The 22652-nt window shown below is 66.7% G+C and carries 24 protein-coding genes; 7 read left to right on the top strand and 17 right to left on the bottom strand.

What is annotated here, in order from left to right; translation table 11 throughout:
• Positions 1 to 13: 13 nt before the first annotated feature.
• Together F464_RS0121960 and serB are read left to right on the top strand one after the other, a co-directional pair.
• On the top strand, positions 14 to 1093 hold the full coding sequence (locus tag F464_RS0121960; RefSeq protein ID WP_018992013.1) for a 3-deoxy-7-phosphoheptulonate synthase: 1080 nt from the start codon (positions 14 to 16) through the stop codon (positions 1091 to 1093).
• Complete coding sequence (gene serB, locus F464_RS0121965) at positions 1090 to 1920, top strand: phosphoserine phosphatase SerB (protein WP_018992014.1); 831 nt, start codon at positions 1090 to 1092, stop codon at positions 1918 to 1920. The genes F464_RS0121960 and serB overlap by 4 nt, the downstream gene beginning before the upstream one ends.
• 125 nt (positions 1921 to 2045) lie before the next feature.
• Here the strand turns inward: serB and F464_RS0121970 are convergent, their stop codons facing one another.
• Positions 2046 to 3173, bottom strand: a complete 1128-nt coding sequence (locus tag F464_RS0121970; RefSeq protein WP_018992015.1) for a M14 family metallopeptidase — start codon at positions 3171 to 3173, stop codon at positions 2046 to 2048.
• Between the two features lie 10 nt (positions 3174 to 3183).
• Complete coding sequence (gene yaaA, locus F464_RS0121975) at positions 3184 to 3969, bottom strand: peroxide stress protein YaaA (protein WP_018992016.1); 786 nt, start codon at positions 3967 to 3969, stop codon at positions 3184 to 3186.
• 122 nt (positions 3970 to 4091) lie between these two features.
• Between yaaA and bioA the strand changes: the two genes are divergently transcribed.
• The 5 genes from bioA to bioD are packed head-to-tail and all read left to right on the top strand — an operon-like array spanning position 4092 to position 8805.
• Positions 4092 to 5411 (top strand): adenosylmethionine--8-amino-7-oxononanoate transaminase, encoded by a 1320-nt coding sequence (gene bioA, locus F464_RS0121980; protein ID WP_018992017.1) that lies wholly within the window; start codon positions 4092 to 4094, stop codon positions 5409 to 5411.
• A gap of 6 nt (positions 5412 to 5417) precedes the next feature.
• Positions 5418 to 6578 (top strand): 8-amino-7-oxononanoate synthase, encoded by a 1161-nt coding sequence (gene bioF / locus F464_RS0121985; protein ID WP_018992018.1) that lies wholly within the window; start codon positions 5418 to 5420, stop codon positions 6576 to 6578.
• Positions 6575 to 7324, top strand: a complete 750-nt coding sequence (locus F464_RS0121990; protein ID WP_018992019.1) for an alpha/beta fold hydrolase — start codon at positions 6575 to 6577, stop codon at positions 7322 to 7324. Before bioF ends, F464_RS0121990 begins: the two co-directional genes overlap by 4 nt.
• The gene (bioC, locus tag F464_RS0121995) at positions 7317 to 8135 is read left to right on the top strand and encodes a malonyl-ACP O-methyltransferase BioC (protein WP_018992020.1); all 819 of its coding nucleotides are present in this window, start codon (positions 7317 to 7319) and stop codon (positions 8133 to 8135) included. Before F464_RS0121990 ends, bioC begins: the two co-directional genes overlap by 8 nt.
• Positions 8128 to 8805, top strand: a complete 678-nt coding sequence (gene bioD / locus F464_RS0122000; RefSeq protein WP_018992021.1) for a dethiobiotin synthase — start codon at positions 8128 to 8130, stop codon at positions 8803 to 8805. The genes bioC and bioD overlap by 8 nt, the downstream gene beginning before the upstream one ends.
• Positions 8806 to 8938: 133 nt before the next feature.
• Here bioD and F464_RS0122005 read toward each other — a convergent pair whose 3' ends face one another.
• Genes F464_RS0122005 through pyrH form a run of 15 tightly spaced genes read right to left on the bottom strand, consistent with a single transcriptional unit; the run spans position 8939 to position 22645 of the window.
• On the bottom strand, positions 8939 to 9736 hold the full coding sequence (locus F464_RS0122005; RefSeq protein ID WP_018992022.1) for a TrmH family RNA methyltransferase: 798 nt from the start codon (positions 9734 to 9736) through the stop codon (positions 8939 to 8941).
• A 10-nt stretch (positions 9737 to 9746) separates the two neighbouring features.
• The gene (locus F464_RS0122010) at positions 9747 to 10202 is read right to left on the bottom strand and encodes a CopD family protein (RefSeq protein WP_018992023.1); all 456 of its coding nucleotides are present in this window, start codon (positions 10200 to 10202) and stop codon (positions 9747 to 9749) included.
• Positions 10199 to 10813: a ribonuclease HII gene (rnhB, locus tag F464_RS0122015; protein WP_018992024.1), complete on the bottom strand. Its 615-nt coding sequence runs from the start codon at positions 10811 to 10813 to the stop codon at positions 10199 to 10201. Before rnhB ends, F464_RS0122010 begins: the two co-directional genes overlap by 4 nt.
• Entirely contained in the window at positions 10786 to 11961 is a 1176-nt protein-coding gene (gene lpxB, locus F464_RS0122020) for a lipid-A-disaccharide synthase (protein ID WP_018992025.1), read from the bottom strand. Before lpxB ends, rnhB begins: the two co-directional genes overlap by 28 nt.
• Positions 11962 to 11965: 4 nt before the next feature.
• Positions 11966 to 12736: an acyl-ACP--UDP-N-acetylglucosamine O-acyltransferase gene (lpxA, locus tag F464_RS0122025; protein ID WP_018992026.1), complete on the bottom strand. Its 771-nt coding sequence runs from the start codon at positions 12734 to 12736 to the stop codon at positions 11966 to 11968.
• Positions 12733 to 13170, bottom strand: coding sequence for a 3-hydroxyacyl-ACP dehydratase FabZ (fabZ, locus tag F464_RS0122030; protein WP_018992027.1), 438 nt, complete (start codon positions 13168 to 13170; stop codon positions 12733 to 12735). The genes lpxA and fabZ overlap by 4 nt, the downstream gene beginning before the upstream one ends.
• Positions 13171 to 13175: 5 nt before the next feature.
• Positions 13176 to 14198 (bottom strand): UDP-3-O-(3-hydroxymyristoyl)glucosamine N-acyltransferase, encoded by a 1023-nt coding sequence (gene lpxD / locus F464_RS0122035; protein WP_018992028.1) that lies wholly within the window; start codon positions 14196 to 14198, stop codon positions 13176 to 13178.
• Positions 14199 to 14215: 17 nt separating this feature from the next.
• On the bottom strand, positions 14216 to 14719 hold the full coding sequence (locus F464_RS0122040) for an OmpH family outer membrane protein (RefSeq protein WP_026296222.1): 504 nt from the start codon (positions 14717 to 14719) through the stop codon (positions 14216 to 14218).
• Between the two features lie 36 nt (positions 14720 to 14755).
• A complete protein-coding gene (bamA, locus tag F464_RS0122045) occupies positions 14756 to 17107 on the bottom strand; it encodes an outer membrane protein assembly factor BamA (protein WP_018992030.1) in 2352 nt (783 codons plus the stop codon).
• Positions 17108 to 17114: 7 nt separating this feature from the next.
• Positions 17115 to 18479, bottom strand: coding sequence for an RIP metalloprotease RseP (rseP, locus tag F464_RS0122050; protein WP_018992031.1), 1365 nt, complete (start codon positions 18477 to 18479; stop codon positions 17115 to 17117).
• A complete protein-coding gene (ispC, locus tag F464_RS0122055; RefSeq protein ID WP_026296223.1) occupies positions 18476 to 19678 on the bottom strand; it encodes a 1-deoxy-D-xylulose-5-phosphate reductoisomerase in 1203 nt (400 codons plus the stop codon). The genes rseP and ispC overlap by 4 nt, the downstream gene beginning before the upstream one ends.
• A gap of 3 nt (positions 19679 to 19681) precedes the next feature.
• Entirely contained in the window at positions 19682 to 20509 is an 828-nt protein-coding gene (locus tag F464_RS0122060; protein WP_018992033.1) for a phosphatidate cytidylyltransferase, read from the bottom strand.
• A complete protein-coding gene (uppS, locus tag F464_RS0122065) occupies positions 20502 to 21311 on the bottom strand; it encodes a polyprenyl diphosphate synthase (protein WP_018992034.1) in 810 nt (269 codons plus the stop codon). Before uppS ends, F464_RS0122060 begins: the two co-directional genes overlap by 8 nt.
• 49 nt (positions 21312 to 21360) lie before the next feature.
• On the bottom strand, positions 21361 to 21918 hold the full coding sequence (frr, locus tag F464_RS0122070) for a ribosome recycling factor (RefSeq protein WP_018992035.1): 558 nt from the start codon (positions 21916 to 21918) through the stop codon (positions 21361 to 21363).
• A 10-nt stretch (positions 21919 to 21928) separates the two neighbouring features.
• On the bottom strand, positions 21929 to 22645 hold the full coding sequence (gene pyrH, locus F464_RS0122075; RefSeq protein ID WP_026296224.1) for a UMP kinase: 717 nt from the start codon (positions 22643 to 22645) through the stop codon (positions 21929 to 21931).
• Between the last annotated feature and the right edge of the window lie 7 nt (positions 22646 to 22652).

Genomic DNA, 22652 nt, shown 5'->3' on the forward strand with positions numbered 1-22652 from the left:
TGCGGAGCGCGCCATGCCTGTCGCCAATACGGATAACCTCAACATCGTCGCCCTTGATCACATGCCCTCGCCGGAGGAGATCAAGGCGCGCGTCCCGCTGACCGAAAAAGCCGCCGAGACGGTTCTGGCCGGTCGCCGGGCACTCAACGACATTCTCGACCGCAAGGACAAGCGCCTGTTCGTGGTCGTCGGCCCGTGCTCGATCCACGACCCGGTCGCCGGTGTCGACTACGCCCGCCGCCTGAAGGCGCTCGCCGACGAAGTCTCCGAGACCATGCTGCTCGTGATGCGCGTGTATTTCGAGAAGCCGCGCACCTCCACCGGCTGGAAGGGCTACATCAACGATCCGTACATGGACGACTCCTTCCGCATCGACGAAGGCATGGAGAAGGCGCGCCGCTTCCTCATGGACGTGAACGAGATCGGCCTGCCCGCCGGTACCGAGGCGCTCGACCCGATCGCCCCGCAGTACTATGGCGACCTGATCTCGTGGACCGCGATCGGTGCCCGCACCTCCGAATCGCAGACCCACCGCGAGATGTCCTCTGGCCTGTCGACCCCCGTCGGTTTCAAGAACGCGACCGATGGCGACCTCGACGTCGCAATCAACGCCATCGTCTCCGCCTCGCATCCGCACAGCTTCCTCGGCATCAACGGGCAGGGCCAGTCGGCCATCCTGCGCACCCGCGGCAACCGTTACGGCCATGTCGTGCTGCGCGGCGGCGGCGGCCGCCCGAACTACGACACCGTCTCGATCTCGCTCGCCGAACAGGCGCTCGCGAAGGCCAAGCTGCCGCGGAACATCGTCGTCGACTGCTCCCACGCCAACTCGTGGAAGAAGCCCGAGCTGCAGCCGCTGGTCATGAAGGACGTGATCCACCAGGTCCGCGAAGGCAACCAATCGGTCGTCGGCCTCATGATCGAAAGCTTCATCGAAGCCGGCAACCAGCAGATTCCCGCCGATCTGTCGCAGCTCAAGTACGGTTGTTCGGTCACCGACGCCTGCGTCGGCTGGGACGACACCGCCGACACGATCCGCAAGGCCCACGCCGTCCTGCGCGACGCACTGCAACGCCGGAGCCGCGCCGAATGAATCTAGTCGTGCAGGGCGAGGACGTCGATTCGGTCGCCCTGAAAACCGTCGCCAAGCTCACCGGCGCCAGCGCCATCGAACAGATCACCCCGCAGGCCTTCCGCCTCGTCGGCGCGCATGAAAACGGCGAGATCGAAGCGGTGTGCGCCACCGCCGCGCTCGACTGGGCCTGGGTCGAACCCGGGCGTCGGCTCGCCGATTTCGGCCTCTTCGTCACCGACATGGACTCGACGCTGATCAACATCGAGTGCATCGACGAGATCGCCGACATGCAGGGCCTCAAGCCCGAAGTCGCAGCGATCACCGAGGCCGCGATGCGCGGCGAGATCGACTTCACCGAGTCGCTCACGCGCCGCGTGAGCCTGCTCGCGGGCCTGCCGGAATCGGCGCTGGCCGACGTCTACGAACAGCGCCTGCAGCTCAATCCCGGCGCCGAGCGCCTGATGCGCGGACTCAAGTCGGCCGGCATCCACACCGTGCTCGTGTCCGGCGGCTTCACCTACTTCACCGAACGCCTCAAGGCGCGGCTGGGCTTCGACGAAGCCTACGCCAACCAGCTCGAAGTGATCGACGGCAAGCTCACCGGGCGTGTCAGCGGTCCCGTCGTGGATGGCGCGGCGAAAGCGGCCCACCTGCGCGCAGCCCGCGAACGCCTCGGCCTGCGCCCGGAGCAGGTCATCGCCGCCGGCGACGGCGCGAACGACCTCCCCATGCTCACCGAAGCTGGCTTCGGCCTCGCGTTCCGCGCCAAACCGGTGCTGCGCAAGGCGGCAGACTGCCGCCTCGACCACGTCGGCCTGGACGGTCTGCTCAACCTCTTCGCGTAGTACATCCCCGTAGGAGCGGCTTCAGCCGCGAATGGGCCGTGCAAGCTGCGATAGCGCCGATTCGCGGCTGAAGCCGCTCCCACATGACCGCTCCCGCATAGCCGCTCACTCTGCGGCATCCCGCATCAACCACCTTCCAGGTGCGCGAGGATCGCGTTCAGCATCGCCGCCCCCAAGCGCTTGCTGCGCGCACTGCTCCACCCCGCGTGCCCGTCGGGCATGTTCGCGTTGTCCTTGAACGGCATCTCCAGCGTCAGCGACACGCAGCCGAAGCGGTGCGCCACCCATTTGCTCGCCAGCGTGAGCAGCTCCTCGCCGAAACGCCCCGGCTTGTAGCCATGATCTGTCTGGAAGTCCGGGCTTGCCGCCGACAAGGCCGCCACCATCCGTGCCTGCCGCGCGGCCGCCTCGGCAGTGAAGCCCGGCACCTCTTCCGCGGTCGAAAAGAACACGTAGGGCAGCGCCTCGTCGCCGTGGATGTCGAGGAAGAGATCGCAGCCGGTCGCCTCCATCGCGTTCCGTACGTGGAAGACCTCGGGACTCGCCTGCTCGTCGGGCGTGCGCCATTCGCGGTTCAGGTTGCGCCCCGCCGCATTCGTGCGCAAGTTGCCGTGGATCGCCCCGTCCGGATTCATGTTCGGCACGATGTAGAGCACCGCCTTTTCGCGGATCCGGCGCGCGACCGGGTCCGCCGCGTCCAGCAGGCGCTCCAGCAGGCCTTCGATGAACCACTCGGCCATCGTCTCGCCCGGATGCTGGCGCGCGAGGACCCACACCGGCCGGTGTGCCGGTGTCTCCCGCCCCACGACGATGCGGTCGAGCTCGCGCCCTTCGACCGTCGATCCGACGCTATCCACATGCGCGAAGGGCGAAGTCTCCGCCCAGCCGACGAGATCGAGGTGGCGCTCGTAGGAATACGGCTCGAAATACGCGTAATACACGCTGTCGTGCGCCGGCGCATGCTCGACGACCAGTTGGCCATCCTCGTAGCGCGTCGCCGCGACGCGGAACCAGTTGCGCCGATCGTAGGACGCGACGCAGCGGTATTCCGGCCATCCGTCCGGGTACGCCGCCTCCGCGGCATTCTCGAACACCATGCGCAAACTCCGCCCCGCCGCCCCCTGGACGCGAAAATGGAACCATTGGCGAAACTCCGCCGCATTGTCCGCCCGCAGGCGCAGGCGGATGTTCTCCGGGTCGTCCAGGCTCAGGACCTCGATCGCCCCCGAGTCGAAGCTGTGGCTGATCCTCATGTCCCGCCCCTCACTCGACGCGCCGGCGGAACACCAGCGTGTCCTTGTCCGACGCCTCCGGGGCGAACGCGTAGCCGTCCATGTCGAACCCCTTCAGCCCCTCGACGTCCTCGACGCGCTTGCGGATCGCGTAGCGGCACATCAGGCCGCGCGCACGCTTCGCGTAGAAGCTGATGATCTTGTAGCGCCCGCCCTTCCAGTCCTCGAACACCGGCGTCACGACCGGCGCCGACAACTTCGCCGGCATCACCGATTTGAAGTATTCCTCGGAAGCCAGATTGACCAGCACCGGCACCGCCCCCGCCTCGCGTTCCTGCGCGAGCAGGCCGTTCAGCGCCGCGGTCAGCTTGTCGCCCCAGAAGGCATACAGGTTCTTCCCGCGCGGATTCGCCAGCCGCGACCCCATCTCCAGGCGATACGCCTGCATCAGGTCCAGCGGCCGCAACAGGCCGTACAGCCCGGACAGGATGCGCAGATGCCGCTGCGCCCATTCGAGCTCCGCCGGCCCCAGGGTCTTCGCGTCGAGTCCGTCATAAACGTCGCCGTTGAACGCCAGCACCGCCTGCTTCGCGTTGGCGAACGAGAACGGCGGCGCCCAGGTCTCGTAGCGCGCAACGTTGAGCGTCGCGAGCTGATCCGAGATATCCATCAGCGCCGAAACCTCGGCGGGCGTCTTCTCGCGCATCACGGCGATCAGTTCGGCCGCATCGGCGAGGTAGTCGGGCTGCGTATGCACATCGGTCACCGGCGGCGTTTCATAGTCGAGCGCCTTGGCCGGGGAGATCACGAAAATCATGGGATGGGTTCTTCGGGTTGGGGATGCCACATGTTAGCAAATCGCGCCGCCGAGGCCGGACCGGGTTTGACAGGAAACGCCGCTTACGCGACATTTAGCGGTTCCCCACGCTGGAACCGCCGATGCACGCCCGCTCCCTGCTCGACCGATCCCTCAAGTCCGTCTGGCACCCCTGCACGCAGATGAAGCAGCACGAAAATCTGCCGCTGGTGCCCATCGTGCGCGGCGAGGGGCCGTGGCTGATCGACGCGGACGGACGGCGCCTGCTCGACGGCATCAGCTCCTGGTGGGTGAACCTCTTCGGCCACTGCAACCCGCGCATCAACGCCGCCCTGCGCGACCAGCTTGAACGCCTCGAACATGTGATGCTCGCCGGCTTCACGCACGAACCGGTGGTCCAGCTCTCCGAGCGCCTCGCCGCCCTCACCGGCCACCGCCTCGGCCACGCCTTCTACGCCTCGGACGGCGCCTCCGCGACCGAGATCGCGCTGAAGATGAGCGCCCACTACTGGCGCAACGTCGGCCGGCCGGAAAAGTCCCGCTTCGTCAGCCTCGCCGGCAGCTACCACGGCGAGACGGTCGGCGCGCTCGCCGTCACCGACGTCGCCATCTTCCGCGACGCCTACGCCCCGCTCGTGCGCGCCGGCAGCATCGTGCCGACACCGGACGCCCGCGTTGCCGAACCCGGCGAATCGGCGGCCGACGTCGCCCGTCGCGCGGCGGCCGCGCTCGAAGCGCACCTCACCGAACACCACGCCGAAACCGCCGCACTGATCGTCGAACCGCTCGTGCAGGGCGCCTCCGGCATGGTCATGTACGACCCCGAATACCTGCGCCTCGCACGCGCGCTGTGCGACCGCTACGAGGTGCACCTCGTCGCCGACGAGATCGCCGTCGGCTGCGGCCGCACCGGCACCTTCTTCGCGTGCGAGCAGGCCGGCATCTGGCCCGACTTCATCTGCCTGTCGAAAGGCATCTCGGGCGGCTACCTGCCCCTCTCGCTGGTGCTCGCCACCGACACCATCTACGCCGCCTTCTACGACGACGCGACGACCCGCGGCTTCCTGCATTCGCACTCCTACACCGGCAACCCGCTCGCCTGCCGCGCCGCGCTCGCGACGCTCGACATCTTCGCGCAGGACGGCGTCCTCGCCGCCAACCGTGGCCTCGCGCAGCGCCTCGGCGATGCGGCCCGCGAGCGTTTCGCCGAGCACCCCGCCGTCACACACTTCCGCCAGCGCGGCATGATCCTCGCGTTCGACGTCGCCAGCGCGCAACCCGACTTCTCGCGCCGCTTCTTCTCCGCCGCGCTCGAAAACGGTGTCCTGCTGCGCCCCATCGGCAACACCGTGTATTTCATGCCTCCCTATGTGCTGGACGACAGCCACATCGCCCACCTCGTCGCCGGGGCCGCCGCCGCACTCGCCGAAGCCCTCTCCTGACCGCCCATGCTGCTCGATTCGCTGAAAGCCGACCTGGCCCAACTCGACGCCCAATCCCTGCGCCGCGTGCGCCGCAGCCTCGACACCCCCTGCGGCCCGCACGCGCGCGTCGACGGTCGCGACATGCTCGCCTTCTGCAGCAACGACTATCTCGGCCTCGCCGCCGAGCCCGAGCTCGCCGAAGCGCTCAAGGCCGGCGCCGACCGCTGGGGCAGCGGCTCGGGCGCCTCGCATCTGGTCAGCGGCCACTACACCGTGCACGACGAACTCGAACGCCGGCTCGCTGCCTTCGTCGGCTGCGAACGCGCGCTCTATCTGTCGACCGGCTTCATGGCCAATTCCGGCGTGATCCCCGCCCTCGTCGGCCGCGGCGATGCGATCTTCGCCGACCGCCTCAACCATGCCTCCCTCGTCGACGGCGCCCTGCTCTCGCGTGCCGACCTGCACCGCTACCCACACGCCGACCTCATCGCCCTCGAACGCGCCCTCGCCGCGAGCACGGCCAAGCGCAAGCTGATCGTCACCGACTCCGTGTTCAGCATGGACGGCGACCTCGCCCCGCTCGCCGGACTGCTCACACTGGCCGAGCGCTTCGACGCCTGGCTGATGGTCGACGACGCGCACGGCTTCGGCGTGCTCGGACCGGAGGGCCGCGGCGCGCTGCGTGAAGCGGGCCTCGCCTCGTGGCGCCTTCTCTACATCGGCACCCTCGGCAAGGCCGCCGGCGTCTCCGGCGCCTTCGTCGCCGGCCAGGCCGACGTCGTCGAATGGCTCATGCAGAAGACCCGCACCTACATCTTCACGACCGGTGCGCCGCCCGCCCTAGCGACGGCCCTGCTGAAGAGCCTCGACCTCATCGAGCACGGCGACGCGCGCCGGGTGCACCTCGCGACCCTGATCGAACATCTCCGCACGGGATTGCAACTGCGGCGCTGGCAGCTGATGCCCTCGTGCACCCCGATCCAGCCGGTCGTGATCGGCGACAATGCCGAAGCGGTCGCCGCCGCCCGCGCACTGTGGGACGCCGGCCTGTGGGTTCCGGCGATCCGCCCGCCCACCGTCCCGCAAGGCAGCGCACGCCTACGCATCTCGCTGACCGCCGCCCACACGCATCAGGACGTCGAGCGCCTCGTCACCGCGCTGAACGACCTGGAGCGCACCGCTTGAGCGCCCAGCCGCTGGTCCTCCTGCACGGCTGGGGCCTGAGCCCGAGCGTCTGGTCCGGCCTGCGCGAAGCCCTGCCGTCACACGTCGTCACCCTCGCTCCCGCCCTGCCCGGCCACGACGAAGCCCTCCCGGCCCCCTCCGCCGATCTTGCGGCATGGAGCGACGCGCTGCTCCCCGCCCTGCCCGAGCGTGCCGTGCTGTGCGGCTGGTCGATCGGCAGCCTGATCGCGCTCGACCTTGCCCGCCGCCATCCCGAACGGGTCGCCCGCCTGATCCTCATCGGCGCCACCCCCTGCTTCGTCGCCCGCAGCGGCGACGCCCCGTGGCCCCACGGCCTCGACGCGGCGACGGTCGCCGCCTTCAACGCAAGCTTCGCAACCGATCCTGCGGGCACGCAGAAGAAGTTCATCGCCCTGCAGTCGCTCGGCGACACACACCGGCGCGCCGTCGCCGCGAGCCTCGCCGCCGCCCTCACCGATGCCGGGCCGGGCCGGGCCCCCGGTCTCTCCTGCGGGCTGGAACTCCTCGCGAACACCGACCTCCGCGCCCTCGTGCCCGAGATTCGGCAGCCCACGCGGCTGATCCACGGCGCGGGCGACGCACTGATGCCGCTCGCAGCAGCGCAATGGCTCGCGCAGCAACTGCCCGACGCACGGCTCACGCGCCTCGACGACTGCGGCCACGCGCCCTTCCTGTCCCGTCCGCAGGACTGTGCCGCGCTCATCGCGGAAGACCTCGATGACTGAGCGCCACCGCCACAAGCAGCAGGTGCGCAAGGCCTTCGACCAGGCCGCCGACAGCTACGACCGCGCCGCCGCCGTCCAGCGCGAAGTGTGCCATCGCCTCGCCGCCCTTGCGGCCGCAACGCCCCCGTCCGGGTCCGTTTCCCGCATCCTCGACGCCGGCTGCGGCACGGGCTTCGGGCTGGATCTCATCACCCACGCCCATCCGGACGCTCACATCGTCGCGCTCGACTTCGCGCCGGCCATGCTCGCGCGCCTGCGCCAGAACTACCCGGTCGCCACGGTCTCCCTACTGTGCGCCGACCTCGAGGCGCTTCCGCTCGCGGACGAAAGCCTTGACGCCGTCTGGTCCAGCCTCGCGCTGCAATGGTGCGACCCGGCACTCGCACTCGCGCAGATCGCCCGTGCCCTGCGCCCCGGCGGCGTCGCCTGGATCGCGACCCTCGGCCCCGCAACCCTGTGGGAACTGCGCGAGGCCTTTGCACGTGTTGACGAGGCGAGCCACGTGATCCGCTTCCACCCCGCAGCCGCATGGATCGCGGCCGCCGAAGAAGCAGGCCTCTCTCTCGTCGCAAAGGATCTCGATCCCGCCTGGGCGCTTGCGTCCGACCTGCGCGGCCTGCTGCGCGACATCAAGGCCATCGGCGCGCACAGCGTCGGCGAAGAGCGGCGCCGCAAACCCCTCGGCCGCGCCGCATGGCGCACACTGCAAGACGCTTACGAAGCCCACCGCCGCCCCGACGGACTGCTGCCCGCGACCTACGACCTCATCCTGCTCGCACTCAGGAAACCGGAGACGACTCACCATGACTGATCGCCGCGCCTGGTTCCTCACCGGCACCGACACCGAAATCGGCAAAACCTTCGTCACCTGCGCCCTGCTCCACGCCGCGCGCGCTGCCGGCCACAGCGTGGTCGGAATGAAGCCGATCGCCGCGGGTGCCGAGCTCGTCGATGGCGAACGCGTCAACGAAGACGCCGCCCGGATCCGCGCCGCCGGCAGCTTCGATCCCGGCCTGCGCCTGCTGAACCCCTACTGCCTCGCGAGCCCGATCGCCCCACATATAGCCGCTGCCGAAGAACGCATCCGGATCGAGCCCGCGCGCATCCTGCGCGCATTCGAGGAACTCGCCGTACGCGCCGACGTCGTCATCGTCGAAGGCGTCGGCGGCTTCCGTGTCCCGCTCGACGAGCGCTACGACACCGCCGACCTTGCCGTGGACTTCGCGCTGCCCGTGATCCTCGTCGTCGGCATGCGCCTGGGCTGCATCAATCACGCCCTCCTCACGGTCGAGGCTCTCGCGGCGCGCGGCTTGCGCCTCGCCGGCTGGATCGCGAACCGTGTCGATCCCGCGATGCTGCGCTTCGATGAAAACCTCGCGGCACTGCAGGCGAGGATTCCGGCAGCGCTGCTCGGGGTCGTCCCGCACGTGCCTGACGGCAATCCGGCGAGTGCCGCCGCCGCGCTGCGTTTGCCGGATTGAACCCGTCGATCCCGGTCAAACGTCGTCAAACAAGTCCGTTCGCCCTGAGCTAGTCGAAGGACACTGCCAGGGCTTCGACAGGCCTGTCCTGAGCGAAGTCTAAGGGCTCAGCCCGAACGGTCGCTGGTTGCCGTTACGAGCCGAGTGCCGCAGCGCACTGCTGGCGCACCTGCTCGAACAGGCAGATCGCCGCAGCCGCCCCGACATTCAGCGACTCGACCGCCCCCGGCATCGGGATCACCACCAGTCCGCTCGCCAGCGCCGCGACCTCGGCCGACAGCCCCTGCCCTTCCGCCCCGAACAACCACGCGACCGGCCCGTGCAGGTCGCAATCGTAGAGCGGACGCGCACCAGCCCCGAGGCCCGTCGCGAGGATCTGCCCCGGATAGCCGCGCAGCACCTCGCCAACCTGCACATGCTCATGGATGTTCAGGCAGAAGTGTCCGCCCATTCCCGCGCGCAGCACGCGCGGCGACCACGCCTGCGCACAGCCGGGCGTGAGCAGCACCTCCTTCAGCCCCGCCGCGGCGGCAGTGCGCAGGATGGTGCCGAGATTTCCGGCGTCCTGCACCCCGTCGAGCACGAGGAGGGAATCGCACAGCCCCCTGGGCATCGGCGAAGGCGGGATGTCGATGACGGCCAGAATGCCCGACGGAGAATCGACCGGGCTCACGTACGCGAACAGCGGATCGGTCAACTGCAGAACCGGCAGGGCGTGGCAACGCTCGGCGATCCCGCGGATCTCCGGCCGCTCCAGCCCCAGCGCGCTCACCACGATCTCGCGCAGCGGCCACCCCGCGTCCAGCGCCGCCTGCACGAGATGCGCGCCGTCCAGCAAAGTCAGCGCGCTGCTGCGCCGCTCGCGCGACGAGCTCGCGAGCGCATGCAGACGCTTCACATTGGGATTGTCACGGGACGTGATCGCTTTCAAACCGCGGGCCTCAGACGCCCAGCCCCAGCGTCGCAATTGCGACCGTCACCGCGCCGAGCACGATGTTGAAGCCGACGCGCTGCCGGATCTGGTTCAGCGCCACCGCTCCCGCCGCCCACTCCTCGCGTGCGACGGCGGCCCGCAGGCGCCGCCATGGCCCGAACCAGATCGACAGGAACACGGCGATCATCACGAGACCGGTCAGCATCATCAGATGCCAGGCGCGCGGCGCATGGCCGAAGCCGACCTCGACCAGCCTGCCGATGCCGGTGACCGGGAGCAGCACGACGGCCACCCACACCATCGGAAAGAAGCGCTCGAACACCCCGACCCACAAGGGCAGGCGCTGGGACGGCGGAAGTGCCGTCGCTGCGGGACGCAGGCACAGGTAAGCGAAGGCCATGCCGCCCACCCACACGATCACGCTGGCCAGATGAAGAAAGAGCACCAGATGCCGGAGTGTCATAGCAGCGTCCCCGCAGGCCAGAGTTCGGGATTGTCGATCAGGGTGCGCACGGGACCGAAACTGCGCCGATAGCAGTCGATCACCCCGTGCTGCCGCAAAGCCGCGAGATGCGCCGCGGTCGGATAGCCCTTGTGTGCGGCGAAGCCATACTGCGGAAAAACCGCATCCAGCTCCAGCATTTGCGCGTCACGCACCGTCTTCGCGAGGATCGATGCCGCGGCGATCGCCGGCACCGTCGCATCGCCCTTCACGACCGCCTCGCACGGGACGTCCAGCTTCGGGCAACGGTTGCCGTCCACGCGTACGAGATCGGGCACGCGACCGAGCGCCGCGACCGCCCGCTGCATCGCCAGCATCGTCGCGTGCAGGATGTTGAGCCGGTCGATCTCCTCGACAGTCGCCTCCGCGACGGCCCAGGCCAGCGCCCGCTCGCGGATCAGCGGCGCGAGCCGATCGCGGGCGCGTTCGCTGAGTTTCTTCGAGTCATTGAGCCCCTCGATGGGCCGTGCCGGGTCGAGGATCACCGCCGCAGCGACCACCGAACCCGCGAGGGGTCCGCGCCCCGCCTCATCGACGCCGCAGATCAGGCCGGTTGCCGGGATGGATTCCATTCGGGCGTCCTGTTGAGATAGGGAAGGATCGCCGCGGCCGCCTTCTCCGCCGTATTCTGGCGGAGTTGCCGGTGCAACGCGTCGAAACGCTGCGCGAGCTGCGCACAGCCGTCCGGATCGCTCAGCCAGCGGTCGAGCGCGTCCGCAAGTGCCGCCGGCGTCGCTTCGTCCTGCAACAGCTCGGGAACGACGGTCTCGTTGCACAGGATGTTCGGCAGGCCCACCCAAGGCAGGTAAGCCATGCGCTTCATCAGCCGGTACTGCCACTTGCCGATGCGGTAGCTGATCACCATCGGGCGCTTCAGCAGCGCCGCTTCGAGGCTCGCCGTGCCGCTCGCGACGAGCACCACGTCGGCTGCCGTCATCGCCTCCACCGAGTGTCCGAACAGCATGCGGATCGGCAACTCATCCGCCTGCGCGGCGCACAGCGCCTCGGCGAAGAGCCGGCGCGTCTCGCGCGTCGCCAGCGGAACCACGAAGGACGCCTCCGGGTGCCGTTCGAGCAGGATCTTCGCGGTTTCGATGTAGGTCGGCGCCAGATTGCGCACTTCGGACTGCCGGCTCCCCGGCAGCAAGGCAATCACCTGCCCTTTGGTCGACACGCCGAGCAGCTCGCGCGCGTGCTCGCGGTCGGGCTGCAGCGGAAACGTGTCCGCAAGCGGATGACCGACGTAGCTGACCGGGATGCCCGCCCGCTCGTACAACGCCGGCTCGAACGGAAAGAGGCACAGCATGTGCGACACCGACCGGGCGATGCCCTTGATCCGCCCGCCACGCCACGCCCAGATCGACGGACTGACGAAATGGATTGCCGGCATGCCCGCGCCGCGGACCTTGCGCTCCAGCCAGAGGTTGAAGTCGGGCGCGTCGACACCGATGAAGGCATCGGGCCGCTCGGCCTTCACCTGCTTCAGCAGCGTCCTGCGTATCCCCGAAAGTTCGCGGTAGCGCTTCAGCGCATCGACATAGCCATGCACCGCGAGCAGCTCGCACGGCCAGCGCGCATCGAAGCCCTCGGCCTGCATCTTCGGCCCGCCGATGCCGAAGAATTCCGCATCGGGGATCTGGTGCCGGATCGCCCGGATCAGGTGACTCGCGAGCAGGTCTCCGGAGGCCTCGCCCGCCACCATTGCAATGCGGATCGCCATGGCATCAGCGGACGATACCGCGCCCCGACGAAGCGATGAACTCGGAGAAGGGCGTGACTTCCGGATGCTCGGCGGCGATCTCAGCGACGCGCGCACGCGCATCGTCGAGGCTCAGCCCCGCGCGATACAGTGCACGGTACGCACGCTTGATCGCGGCAATACCCTCCGCCGAATAGCCGCGACGGCGCAGTCCTTCACTGTTGATGCCATGCGGCTTGGCCGGATTGCCCGCAACGGTGACGCAGGGCGGCAGGTCCTGCAGCAGCACGGTGCCGACACCGCAGAAACTGTGCGCGCCGACACGCACGAACTGATGCACGCCCGTGAAGCCGCCGAGGATCGCCCAGTCGCCGACATGCACGTGGCCCGCGAGCGTCGCATTGTTCGCGAAGATCGTGTGGTCGCCGACATGGCAATCATGCGCGACGTGCACATAGGCCATGATCCAGTTGTCGCTGCCGATGCGCGTGATCCCGGCATCCTGGCTGGTGCCGACGTTGAACGAACAGAACTCGCGGATCGTGTTGCGATCGCCGATCTCGAGCAGCGTCGGCTCCTCGTCGTACTTCTTGTCTTGGGGTGCAGCGCCGATCGAACAGAACTGGAAGATCTCGTTGTCGCGCCCGATCCTGGTACGCCCCTCGACCACGACGTGCGGGCCGATGCGCGTGTTGTCGCCGATCTCGACGTGCTCGCCGATGACGGAGTACGGACCGATTGAAACGTTCTCCCCGAGCTTCGCACCGGGGTGGACAATGGCGCTCGCGTGAATCATGACAGGGTCTTGAGGGCACACATCAGTTCGGCTTCCGCGGCGATCTCGCCGCCTACGCGCGCAACACCCTTGTACTTGTAGATATTGCGCTTGCCCTGGGTGATCGCGACGTCGAACTGGAGCTGGTCGCCCGGCACGACGGGGCGCTTGAAGCGCACGTTGTCGATGCCCGCGAAATACACCACGGAGTTCTCGTCCGGCTTGATGCCCATCGTCTTGAACGACAGCAGCGCCGCCGCCTGGGCCATCGCCTCGACGATCAGCACGCCCGGCATCACCGGATGGTGCGGGAAGTGGCCGGGGAAGAAGGGTTCATTCATCGTAACGTTCTTCAGCGCAAGGATGCGCTTGCCTTCCTCGAGCTCCAGCACCCGGTCCACGAGCAGGAACGGGTAGCGATGCGGCAAATATTGGAGAATTTCGTTGATGTCCATGGAGCTCACTCAGGCTTGTGTTCTTCGAGGCGTTGTTCGAGGGCGCGTATTCTATCCACGAGCGCGTCGAGATGGCGCAGATGCGCAAAGTTTTTGACCCAGTCGGCGTGCCCCTGCACCGGGAGGTTGGCGGTATAGACACCGGGCTTCATGATCGACTTCGTGACGAGCGTCCCCGCCGACACTACCACGTCGTCGGCAATGCTCAGGTGGCCGATGATCCCCGCCTGGCCGCCGATCATGCAGCGCGCACCGATGGTCGTGCTGCCCGCAACGCCCACGCAACCCGCGATCGCGGTGTAGTCGCCGACGCGCACGTTGTGGCCGATCTGGATCTGGTTGTCGAGCTTCACACCCTTGCCGATGACGGTGTCGTCCAGCGCGCCGCGGTCTATGGTCGTGTTCGCGCCGATCTCGACGTCGTCACCGACGACCACGCGTCCGACCTGCGGAATCTTGATCCAGCTGCCGTCGCGCTCGCGTGCGAAACCGAAGCCGTCCGAGCCGATCACGGCCCCCGAATGCACGATGCAGCCTGCACCGAGCACGCAGCCGGCATAAATGGAAACGTTGGCGTGCAGGCGCGTGCGCGCTCCGATGCTCGCCCCCCGTGCGACGCGGCAGCCCGGGCCGATCACGACGCCTTCACCGAGCATCACATCGGCCTCGACCGAGGCACCGGGCCCGACCGACACCGAAGACGGGATCGGGCTGGCGACGCTCGCCGTCGGATGCACGCCCGGCACGAACACCTCGGGCGGGTTGAACAACTGCGCGACACGCGCGAAATACGCATACGGATCGTTCGTGACGATCAGCGGGCGGTCGCTGAGCGCGCGCGCCGCGGGTGCGACGATGACGGCAGACGCCCTGCAGTCGCGCAGGCGCGACTGGTATTTCGGATTCGCGAGGAAGGCGAGATCGCCCTCGCCCGCCTGATCCAGCGTCGCCACACGCCCCACGACCGTAGCCGGATCCCCAACCAGTTCGCCGCCCAGACGGGCGACCAGCTCTTCCAGCCTGAACATGTGGCCCGATGCCTGCCTTACTTCGTGTCGGCGAGGGCCTTGATCACCTTGTCGGTGACGTCGATCCGCGGGCTGGCGTAAACGGCTTCCTGCAGGATCACGTCGAACTTCTCGGCTTCGGCAATCTGCTTCACGGCGCGGTTGGCACGATCGAGAACCGATGCGAGCTCCTCATTGCGGCGCTGGTTGAGATCCTCGCGGAACTCGCGCTGCTTGCGCTGGAAGTCGCGGTTCAGGTCGTTGAACGTGCGCTCCTTGGTGCGACGGTCGGCTTCAGCCATCGTGACACCGTTGCGCTCGAGATCTTCCTGCGTCGTCTGCAGTTCCTTGCCGAGACGCTGGAGCTCCTGATCACGTTTCTCGAACTCTTTCTCCAGGCGCTGTTGCGCGCGCACGGCCGGCGCCGCCTCGCGCATCACGCGATCCGAATTCACGAATCCGATCTTCGACTCGGCGAATGCCGTCGGAGCCGCGATGCTCAGAACCGCAGCGGCGAGAACGGACAATGTCGTTGCTTTCACTTATCTCTCCAACAGATATCAGGGTCGCACTGTCGATCAGAAGACCGAGCCAAGCTGGAACTGGAACTTCTGCAGATTGTCGTCCTTTTCCTTCTTGAGCGGGATGCCGAGACTGAACTTCAACGGACCGATCGGCGAACTCCAGGAGAACGCCAGGCCGGTACTGTAGCGCAGGTCACTGAACTTCGCCTCGCCGCCCGATCCCCATACCGTACCCGCATCGACGAATGCGGACATGCGGAACGAACGGTCGGTGCCCGAGCCCGGCAGCGGGAAATAGAATTCGGCGTTTCCGATCAGGCGACGATTGCCGCCGAGCGAATCGCCGGTCGCCGCACGCCGTACGCTGCCATCGGGATTCAGGACCGCGCGACTGTCCTTGGGACCAATCGAACTCTGCTCGAAGCCGCGCACCGAACCGATACCGCCAGCATAGAAATTCTTGTAGAAAGGCAGCGTCTCGCCGCCGTAGCCCTTCGCCCAACCCAGGTCAGTGTTGAGCATCAGCGCATAGTCGCGGCCGAACGGGAACCAGTGCTGGTACTGGTAGTTGATCTTCGCGTACTGGAGTTCGCCCGGCGGCACGGCAACTTCGCCAAACACCCGCTGGAAATTGCCCTTGCGCGGATAGATCACGCTGTCGCGCGTGTCGCGCGCCCAGCCTGCCGAGGCGAGCAGGCTGTTGACTGTGACGTTGCCGACGCCGTTATCGTTGCTGCAACCCTGCTCCTTGCAGAAATCAATGTACTGGATCGGGCTGTCCGCGAAGGTCGTGATCTTCGTGCGATCCACCGCGAGACCGAAATTGATCGAATCGTCCTCGCCGATAGGGTAGCCGACGCGCACACCGGCACCGGTCGACACGGTCTTGTAGGGCGCGACGGACAATGTGTTCGACGGGTCGTAGGTGCGGTGGTAGAGGTCCCAACCCAGGCTCACGCCGTCGATTGTGTAGTACGGATCGGTGAAAGACAGCGCGTAGGTACGGCTCGACTTGCTGGTATTGAGCGCGAGGGTCAGCGCGTTGCCCGAGCCGAACAGGTTCTGCTGCGACACCGACGCTGACAGGACCACCTTCTCCGAACTCGAGAAGCCGGCACCCAGCGAGAGGTTGCCGGTCGCCCTTTCCTTGACGTTGAAGTTCACATCGACCTGATCCGTCGTACCCGTCACGGCAGGCGTCTCGACGTTAACTTCCTCGAAGTGCCCCAGGCGATCGACCCGCGTGCGCGAGCGGTTGATCTGCGCGGCGTCGTACCATGCGCCTTCCATCTGGCGCATTTCGCGGCGGATGACCTCGTCGCGGGTCTTCGTGTTGCCGCCGACGTTGATGCGCCTGACATACACGCGACGACCCGGATCGACGAAAATCGTGAATGCGACCTCGCGCTTCTCCTTGTCGATTTCCGGTGCGGCGTTCACGTTCGCGAACGCGTAGCCTTCATTGCCCAACCGGTCGGCAACAGCCTTGGTCGTCTCGGTCAGCTTCTCGCGCGAGAAGATCTCGCCCGGCTTGATCACGACGAGCTTCTTGTACTCTTCTTCGGGCAGCACCAGATCGCCCGCAAAGCGCACGGCCGACACCGAGTAACGCTCACCCTCGGTGATGCTCAGGGTGATGTAGATGTCCTTCTTGTCCGGGGTGATCGACACCTGGGTGGAGTCGATGTTGAAATCGAGGTAACCACGGTTCAGGTAGTACGAGCGCAGCGTTTCGAGGTCAGCGGACAGCTTCTGGCGCGAATACTGGTCGTTCTTCGTATACCACGTCAGCCAGCCCGGCGTCGTGAGCTGGAAGAGATCCAGCAGCTCCGACTCCTTGAAGGTCTTGTAGCCGATAATGCTGATCTGCCGGATTTTCGCGACATCGCCCTCATCGACCTTGAAGTTGATGCCGACCCGATTGCGCTCGAGCGGCGTCACGGTCGTCTCGATCACGGCAGCGTACTTGCCGCGACTCAGGTATTGCCGCTTGAGTTCCTGCTCAGCGCGCTCCAGCAGCGCGCGGTCGAAAATCCGCGACTCGGCGAGGCCGACTTCCTTCAGGCCCTTCTTCAACGCATCCTTGTCGAACTCTTTCACGCCGACGAAGTCGATCTGCGCGATCGCTGGACGCTCCTCGACGAGCACGACGAGAACATTGTCCTCGGCTTCGATGCGCACGTCCTTGAAGAAGCCGGTGGCGAACAGGCCGCGAATGGCTTCTGCCGCCTGCGCCTCGGTGAATGTTTCGCCGACGCGCACCGGCAGGTAATTGAAGACGGTGCCGGCCTCGGTACGCTGGATGCCCTCGACGCGGATGTCCTTAACGACGAACGGATCAAATGCAAATACCGGGGCAGCGGCAAAAAGGGCCGCTACGAGCCCGGACAGGAGCTTCAGTTTCATCGGGGAGTCAGCCGGAAATGAGACGGTTTATGTCGTTGTAAAAGGCAAACGCCATCAGCATCGCAAGCGCGACCAGACCGATCTGCTGACCGATCTCCATGATGCGCTCGGGGATGGGACCGCCCTTGATAATCTCTATCACATAATACAGTAAATGCCCCCCATCCAGCACCGGGATGGGTAACAGGTTCAGCACCCCCAGGCTGATGCTGATGAGCGCGATGAACTTCAGGTAATGATCGAGACCGAGCTTTGCCGACTGCCCGGCGTAATCCGCGATCGTGACCGGCCCCGACAGGTTCCTCCACGAAATCTCGCCGGTGAGCATGCGCCCGATCATCTTGAGACTCAGCGCGCTGGTCTCCCAGGTCTGCGCGAGCGCCTTGCCGAGTCCCTCGACCGGCCCGTAGCGGACGACGGCAAACAGGGCTTCCCTGCTCACACCGGCGTCAGCCACCGCCACCCCGATCTTTCCGACCTGTGTGCCGCGCTCATCGACGGCGTCCGGCACCAGCTTCAGCTCGATGCGCTCGTCGCCGCGCTGCACCACCGCTGCGATCGGCTGTCCCGGACGCTGGCGCACGCGTTCGACGAGTTCGCTCCACGATGCGAGTCTTGCGCCGTCAAACTCGACGAAACGGTCGCCCGGCAGCAAACCGCTGCGCGCCCCCGCCCCGCCTGCGATGACTTTCCCGACCACGGGCGCGATCAACGGACGCCAGGCACGCAGCCCCATGTTGGCGATCAGGTCCTGCTCGCCATCCTCGATCTTCACCCCGGCAAGATCGAGCGAGCGATAGGTTTCAACGCCTTCGGCAGTGCGAACCTGCAGTGAGACCTGGCGGGCGTCGAGCGCGTGGCGCAACAGCACCCAGCGCAATTCGGGCCAGCTCCGCACCGCCTCGTCGTCGACCGCCAGCACCAGATCGCCGTCGCGAACCCCCGCAACCGCAGCCGGCGTAGCCGGACCGGTCACAGCGAGCTGCGGCTTCAGCTCCTCGGTGCCGACCGCGAAGAGCCCCCAGTAGAGCACGACGGCCAGCAGGAAATTCGCGATCGGGCCAGCCGCGACGATCGCGAAACGCTTCCCCACCTTCTGCCGGTTGAAGGCGCGATGCAGTTCCCCGGGCGCGACGTCCCCCTCGCGCTCGTCAAGCATCTTCACATAACCGCCGAGCGGGAAGACAGCGAGCGCCCACACCGTACGATCGGCACCGGCCGTCCAGCTCAGGAGCGGACGTCCGAAACCGATGGAGAAGCGCAGCACCTTGACGCCGCACCAGCGAGCGACGAGGTAGTGCCCCAGCTCGTGGACGAGGATCAAGAGCCCGAGGGCCAGGATGAAGGGAATCAGGTATTCGAAAAGATTCATCGTCTCGTGCTGCGGGCGAGGATCTGCGTGCACGCCACGTCACGCGCCCGCGCATCCGCTTCGATAATTGCGTCGAGCGAGTCGACCGACAAACCGTGTGCGCGTTCCAGGGTCGCCGAAATCACGTCCGCAATCCCGCGGAAACCGAGACGCCCATCGAGGAAGGCCGCAACCGCCTCCTCGTTCGCCGCACTGAGCACCGCCGCCGCCGCGCCACCCTCGCGCAGCGCCTGATAGGCGAGCGCCAGGCAGGGAAAACGCTCGAAGTCGGGGCGCTCGAAGGTCAGGCGCGCGATTTCGAACAGGTCGAGCGAACGCACACCCGCGTCGATACGGTCCGGATAAGCCATGGCGTGCGCGATGGGCGTGCGCATGTCCGGGTTCCCGAGCTGCGCCAGGACCGAACCGTCGGCGTATTCGACCATCGAGTGGATCACGCTCTGCGGATGGACGACGACGTCGATGCGCTCCGCCGGCAGGCCGAACAGCCAGTGCGCCTCGATGACTTCGAGCCCCTTGTTCATCATCGTCGCCGAATCGACGGAGATCTTCCGCCCCATGACCCAGTTCGGATGCGCGCACGCCTCGTCCGGCGTGACGCTGGCGAGGCTTTCGGCCGAACGCTCGCGGAAAGGGCCGCCGGATGCGGTGAGCAGAATGCGCCGGATGCCGCGTTCGTCCGCGTTGCGCCGAAAGTCGTGCGGCAGGGCCTGGAATACGGCGTTATGCTCGCTGTCGATCGGCAGCAGCTCCGCACCACTCTCGGCAACCGCTTCCATGAACAGTGCGCCGGATAGAACCAGCGCCTCCTTGTTCGCGAGGAGCACGCGCTTGCCTGCACGCGCCGCCGCCAGCGTCGGAGCAAGCCCTGCGGCGCCCACGATCGCGGCCATGACCGCATCCACCTCTTCGTGGCGCGCGACGTCGATCAGCGCGCCGGCGCCGTCGAGCACACGGGTCTTCACGCCGGCGTCCTGCAGCCGTTCGCGCAGGCGCGTCGCGGCCGCAGGATTCACCATCACCGCGAAACGCGGCGAAAAACGGATGCACAGCTCCGCCATCCGGTCGACGCTCTCCTGCGCGGTGAGCGCGAAGGCCTCGAAACGGTCGGGATGGCGGGCGATGACGTCGAGCGTGCTCATGCCGATCGAGCCTGTGGCCCCGAGCACCGTCACACGTTGTATTGTCGTATCAGACATCGATCAGATTGCAAGCCAGAGGGCCGCGAGCCCCACCAGCGGGAGGGTTGAGGTGAGGCTGTCGATGCGGTCGAGGATGCCGCCGTGCCCAGGCAGCAAGGTGCCGCTGTCCTTCAGTCCGGCCTGCCGCTTCAGCAGGGACTCGAACAAGTCGCCGATGATGCTCACGCCCGTGAATCCGGCCAGCAGCGGCAAGAGCACGACGACGAGCGGAGTACGCGCGAATTCCAGCGAGGCGCCCAGCGCGAGGAGCACACCGAAGATCACGACGCCCGCCACGGCACCTCCGGCTCCTTCCCAGGTTTTTCCCGGACTGATTTCGGGCGCGAGCTTCCGCCGCCCGAATGCACGCCCGGTAAAGTAGGCCGAAATGTCCGCGACCGACACGCCCGCAATGACCGCCAGGAGCAGCAGCGGACTGACCGCTCTCAGGTGCGCCATCGCCAGCGCAGGCGGAAGCAGCACGATCAGGCCGACGAGCACCGTGCTCGCGGTTCCCTGCAGCCGCCACTTCCGCTTCAGCCAGAACGGCACGACAGCCAGCCAGAATGCGGCGCTGACGGCATAGAAGCCTAAAAGCCCGAAGGGCGGTCGCGGCGTATCGCCCGCGAGTCCCGAAACCAGCCCCAGGAGCAGGCAGGCGGCGCCCATCAACGCCGCGAACGCCGCACGCTGCGCGCGGGCAAACCCGCCCAGCCCGCCCCACTCCCAAGCCGCCCCGCCGCAGATCAGGCTGGCAAACGCCAGCCACCCTGCGGGCGGCAGAAAAAAGATCGCCCCGAGCAGGACGCCCAGCAGCACGAATGCGGTGATGACGCGGGTCTTAAGCATGGTCCGCCGGATCCCGGCTTGCCTCTCCCTGTGTCGCGGATTTTTCGGCTTCGCACAGCTGCTCGCTGGTACGGCCGAACCTGCGCTCGCGCGATTGGTAGGACGCGATCGCCAGGTCGAGCGCCTTCTCGTCAAAATCCGGCCACAATGTGTCGGTGAAGTAGAGTTCGGAATAGGCGAGCTGCCACAGCAGGAAATTGCTGATCCGCTGCTCGCCTCCGGTACGGATGAACAGATCCGGCTCGGGGCCGTAGTTGAGCGACAGCTCCGCGCTCAACTCCTCTTCCGTGAACCCCGACCGGCGCTCGGGATTCTTCGCGAGCATGCGCTCGACGGACTGCAGGATGTCCCAGCGCCCGCCGTAGTTCGCAGCAATCGTGAGCGTCAGCCGGTCGTTGCCCGCGGTCAGCGCTTCAGCGCGACGGATCATGTCGACAAGGCCGGGCTCGAATCGGGACAGATCGCCGATTACGCGGAAGCGGATGCCGTTTTCATGCAGGCGATCGATTTCCTTCTGCAGCGAGCGCATGAAGAGCTGCATCAGGAACGAGACTTCGTCGGCGGGGCGGCGCCAGTTCTCCGAACTGAAGGCGAACAGCGTCAGGTAGGACACGCCCTTCGCCATGCAGGCCCGGATCACCGCGCGAACGGATTCGACGCCCCTGCCGTGACCGGCAACGCGCGGCATGAAGCGCTTGCGCGCCCAGCGTCCGTTGCCGTCCATGATGATGGCGACGTGCTGCGGAACGCCGGATACCTCCGGGATTTCGCGCGTGGAGCTGGTAAAGGGTTTACGCGCCATCATGCGTCTCCCGCGTTGTATCCCGCCGTCAGATCCGATCCCGAACGGATCAGATCTGCATCAGTTCCTGCTCTTTCTGGGTGAGCAGCTTGTCGATCTCGGCGATGTTCTTGTCGGTGAGCTTCTGGATGTCGTCCTGGGCGCGACGTTCGTCGTCTTCCGAAATCGCCTTGTCCTTGACCGCATCCTTGAGCTGCTGGTTGGCGTCGCGGCGCAGGTTGCGCACGGCCACCTTGGCGTTCTCGCCTTCGTGGCGCACGACCTTCGTCAGGTCTCGACGGCGCTCTTCCGTCAGGGCCGGCATCGGCACGCGCAGCATCTCGCCCATGTTGGCAGGATTGAGGCCCAGGTCACTGTCGCGGATCGCTCTCTCGATCTTCCCCAGCATGGGTTTTTCCCATGCCTGGACGCCGATCGTGCGTGCGTCGATCAGGGTGACGTTGGCGACCTGGTTGATCGGAACCGGGCTGCCATAGTATTCGACCATCACATGATCGAGCAGACCGGTATGGGCGCGACCGGTGCGCACCTTGCTCAGGTCGGCCTTCAGAACCTCGATCGACTTGTGCATCCTCTGCTCGGTCGATTTCTTGAGTTCGGCAATCATTCTCGAATCCTCAGGAATGAACCAGCGTGCCTTCGTCTTCGCCCATCACGACGCGCTTGAGCGCACCCGGCTTGAAGATCGAGAACACGTTGATCGGCAGTTTCTGGTCGCGGCACAGCGCGAACGCGGTGGTGTCCATCACGGCGAGATTGCGGCCGATCGCCTCGTCGAAGCTGATGCGGTGGTAGCGCTTGGCCAGCGGATCCTTGTGCGGATCGGCAGTATAGACGCCATCGACCTTGGTCGCCTTCAGCACGATCTGCGCGGCCATTTCCGACCCCCGCAGCGCGGCGGCCGTATCGGTCGTGAAGAACGGGTTGCCGGTACCGGCAGCAAAAATGACGACGCGGCCTTCCTCCATGTGACGGATGGCGCGCCCACGGATATACGGCTCGACGACCTGATCGATGCGCAGCGCCGACTGCACGCGAGCCTCGACGCCGGCACGGCGAAATGCGTCGGCCAGCGCCATCGCATTCATCACCGTTGCGAGCATACCCATGTAATCCGCGGTGGCGCGGTCCATGCCGGACGCAGCGCCTTTCATTCCGCGGAAGATGTTGCCGCCGCCGATCACCACGCCGACCTGCACGCCGAGGTGCGTGACCTCGGCGATCTCGGCGACGATGCGGCTGACCACCTCTTCGTTGATGCCGTACGCGTCGTCGCCCATCAGGGCTTCGCCGGACAGTTTCAACATGATGCGCTTGTAGGCGGCGACACTCATCATGGAC

It is taken from the genome of Aromatoleum toluclasticum ATCC 700605, from assembly GCF_000378245.1.
Taxonomy (GTDB): domain Bacteria; phylum Pseudomonadota; class Gammaproteobacteria; order Burkholderiales; family Rhodocyclaceae; genus Aromatoleum; species Aromatoleum toluclasticum.

Excerpts from the sequence above, each read along its gene's own strand:
- yaaA (WP_018992016.1), bottom strand. The coding sequence starts at position 3,969 with ATGATTTTCGTGATCTCCCCGGCCAAGGCGCTCGACTATGAAACGCCG.
- lpxB (WP_018992025.1), bottom strand. The coding sequence starts at position 11,961 with ATGGCGATCCGCATTGCAATGGTGGCGGGCGAGGCCTCCGGAGACCTG.
- lpxD (WP_018992028.1), bottom strand. The coding sequence starts at position 14,198 with ATGTTCAGGCTGGAAGAGCTGGTCGCCCGTCTGGGCGGCGAACTGGTT.
- F464_RS0121970 (WP_018992015.1), bottom strand. The coding sequence starts at position 3,173 with ATGAGGATCAGCCACAGCTTCGACTCGGGGGCGATCGAGGTCCTGAGC.
- F464_RS0122010 (WP_018992023.1), bottom strand. The coding sequence starts at position 10,202 with ATGACACTCCGGCATCTGGTGCTCTTTCTTCATCTGGCCAGCGTGATC.
- pyrH (WP_026296224.1), bottom strand. The coding sequence starts at position 22,645 with ATGAGTGTCGCCGCCTACAAGCGCATCATGTTGAAACTGTCCGGCGAA.
- rseP (WP_018992031.1), bottom strand. The coding sequence starts at position 18,479 with ATGAATCTTTTCGAATACCTGATTCCCTTCATCCTGGCCCTCGGGCTC.
- bamA (WP_018992030.1), bottom strand. The coding sequence starts at position 17,107 with ATGAAACTGAAGCTCCTGTCCGGGCTCGTAGCGGCCCTTTTTGCCGCT.
- rnhB (WP_018992024.1), bottom strand. The coding sequence starts at position 10,813 with ATGGAATCCATCCCGGCAACCGGCCTGATCTGCGGCGTCGATGAGGCG.
- frr (WP_018992035.1), bottom strand. The coding sequence starts at position 21,918 with ATGATTGCCGAACTCAAGAAATCGACCGAGCAGAGGATGCACAAGTCG.
- F464_RS0122060 (WP_018992033.1), bottom strand. The coding sequence starts at position 20,509 with ATGCTTAAGACCCGCGTCATCACCGCATTCGTGCTGCTGGGCGTCCTG.
- ispC (WP_026296223.1), bottom strand. The coding sequence starts at position 19,678 with ATGTCTGATACGACAATACAACGTGTGACGGTGCTCGGGGCCACAGGC.
- lpxA (WP_018992026.1), bottom strand. The coding sequence starts at position 12,736 with ATGATTCACGCGAGCGCCATTGTCCACCCCGGTGCGAAGCTCGGGGAG.
- F464_RS0121960 (WP_018992013.1), top strand. The coding sequence starts at position 14 with ATGCCTGTCGCCAATACGGATAACCTCAACATCGTCGCCCTTGATCAC.
- bioD (WP_018992021.1), top strand. The coding sequence starts at position 8,128 with ATGACTGATCGCCGCGCCTGGTTCCTCACCGGCACCGACACCGAAATC.
- bioF (WP_018992018.1), top strand. The coding sequence starts at position 5,418 with ATGCTGCTCGATTCGCTGAAAGCCGACCTGGCCCAACTCGACGCCCAA.
- uppS (WP_018992034.1), bottom strand. The coding sequence starts at position 21,311 with ATGGCGCGTAAACCCTTTACCAGCTCCACGCGCGAAATCCCGGAGGTA.
- serB (WP_018992014.1), top strand. The coding sequence starts at position 1,090 with ATGAATCTAGTCGTGCAGGGCGAGGACGTCGATTCGGTCGCCCTGAAA.
- fabZ (WP_018992027.1), bottom strand. The coding sequence starts at position 13,170 with ATGGACATCAACGAAATTCTCCAATATTTGCCGCATCGCTACCCGTTC.
- bioA (WP_018992017.1), top strand. The coding sequence starts at position 4,092 with ATGCACGCCCGCTCCCTGCTCGACCGATCCCTCAAGTCCGTCTGGCAC.
- bioC (WP_018992020.1), top strand. The coding sequence starts at position 7,317 with ATGACTGAGCGCCACCGCCACAAGCAGCAGGTGCGCAAGGCCTTCGAC.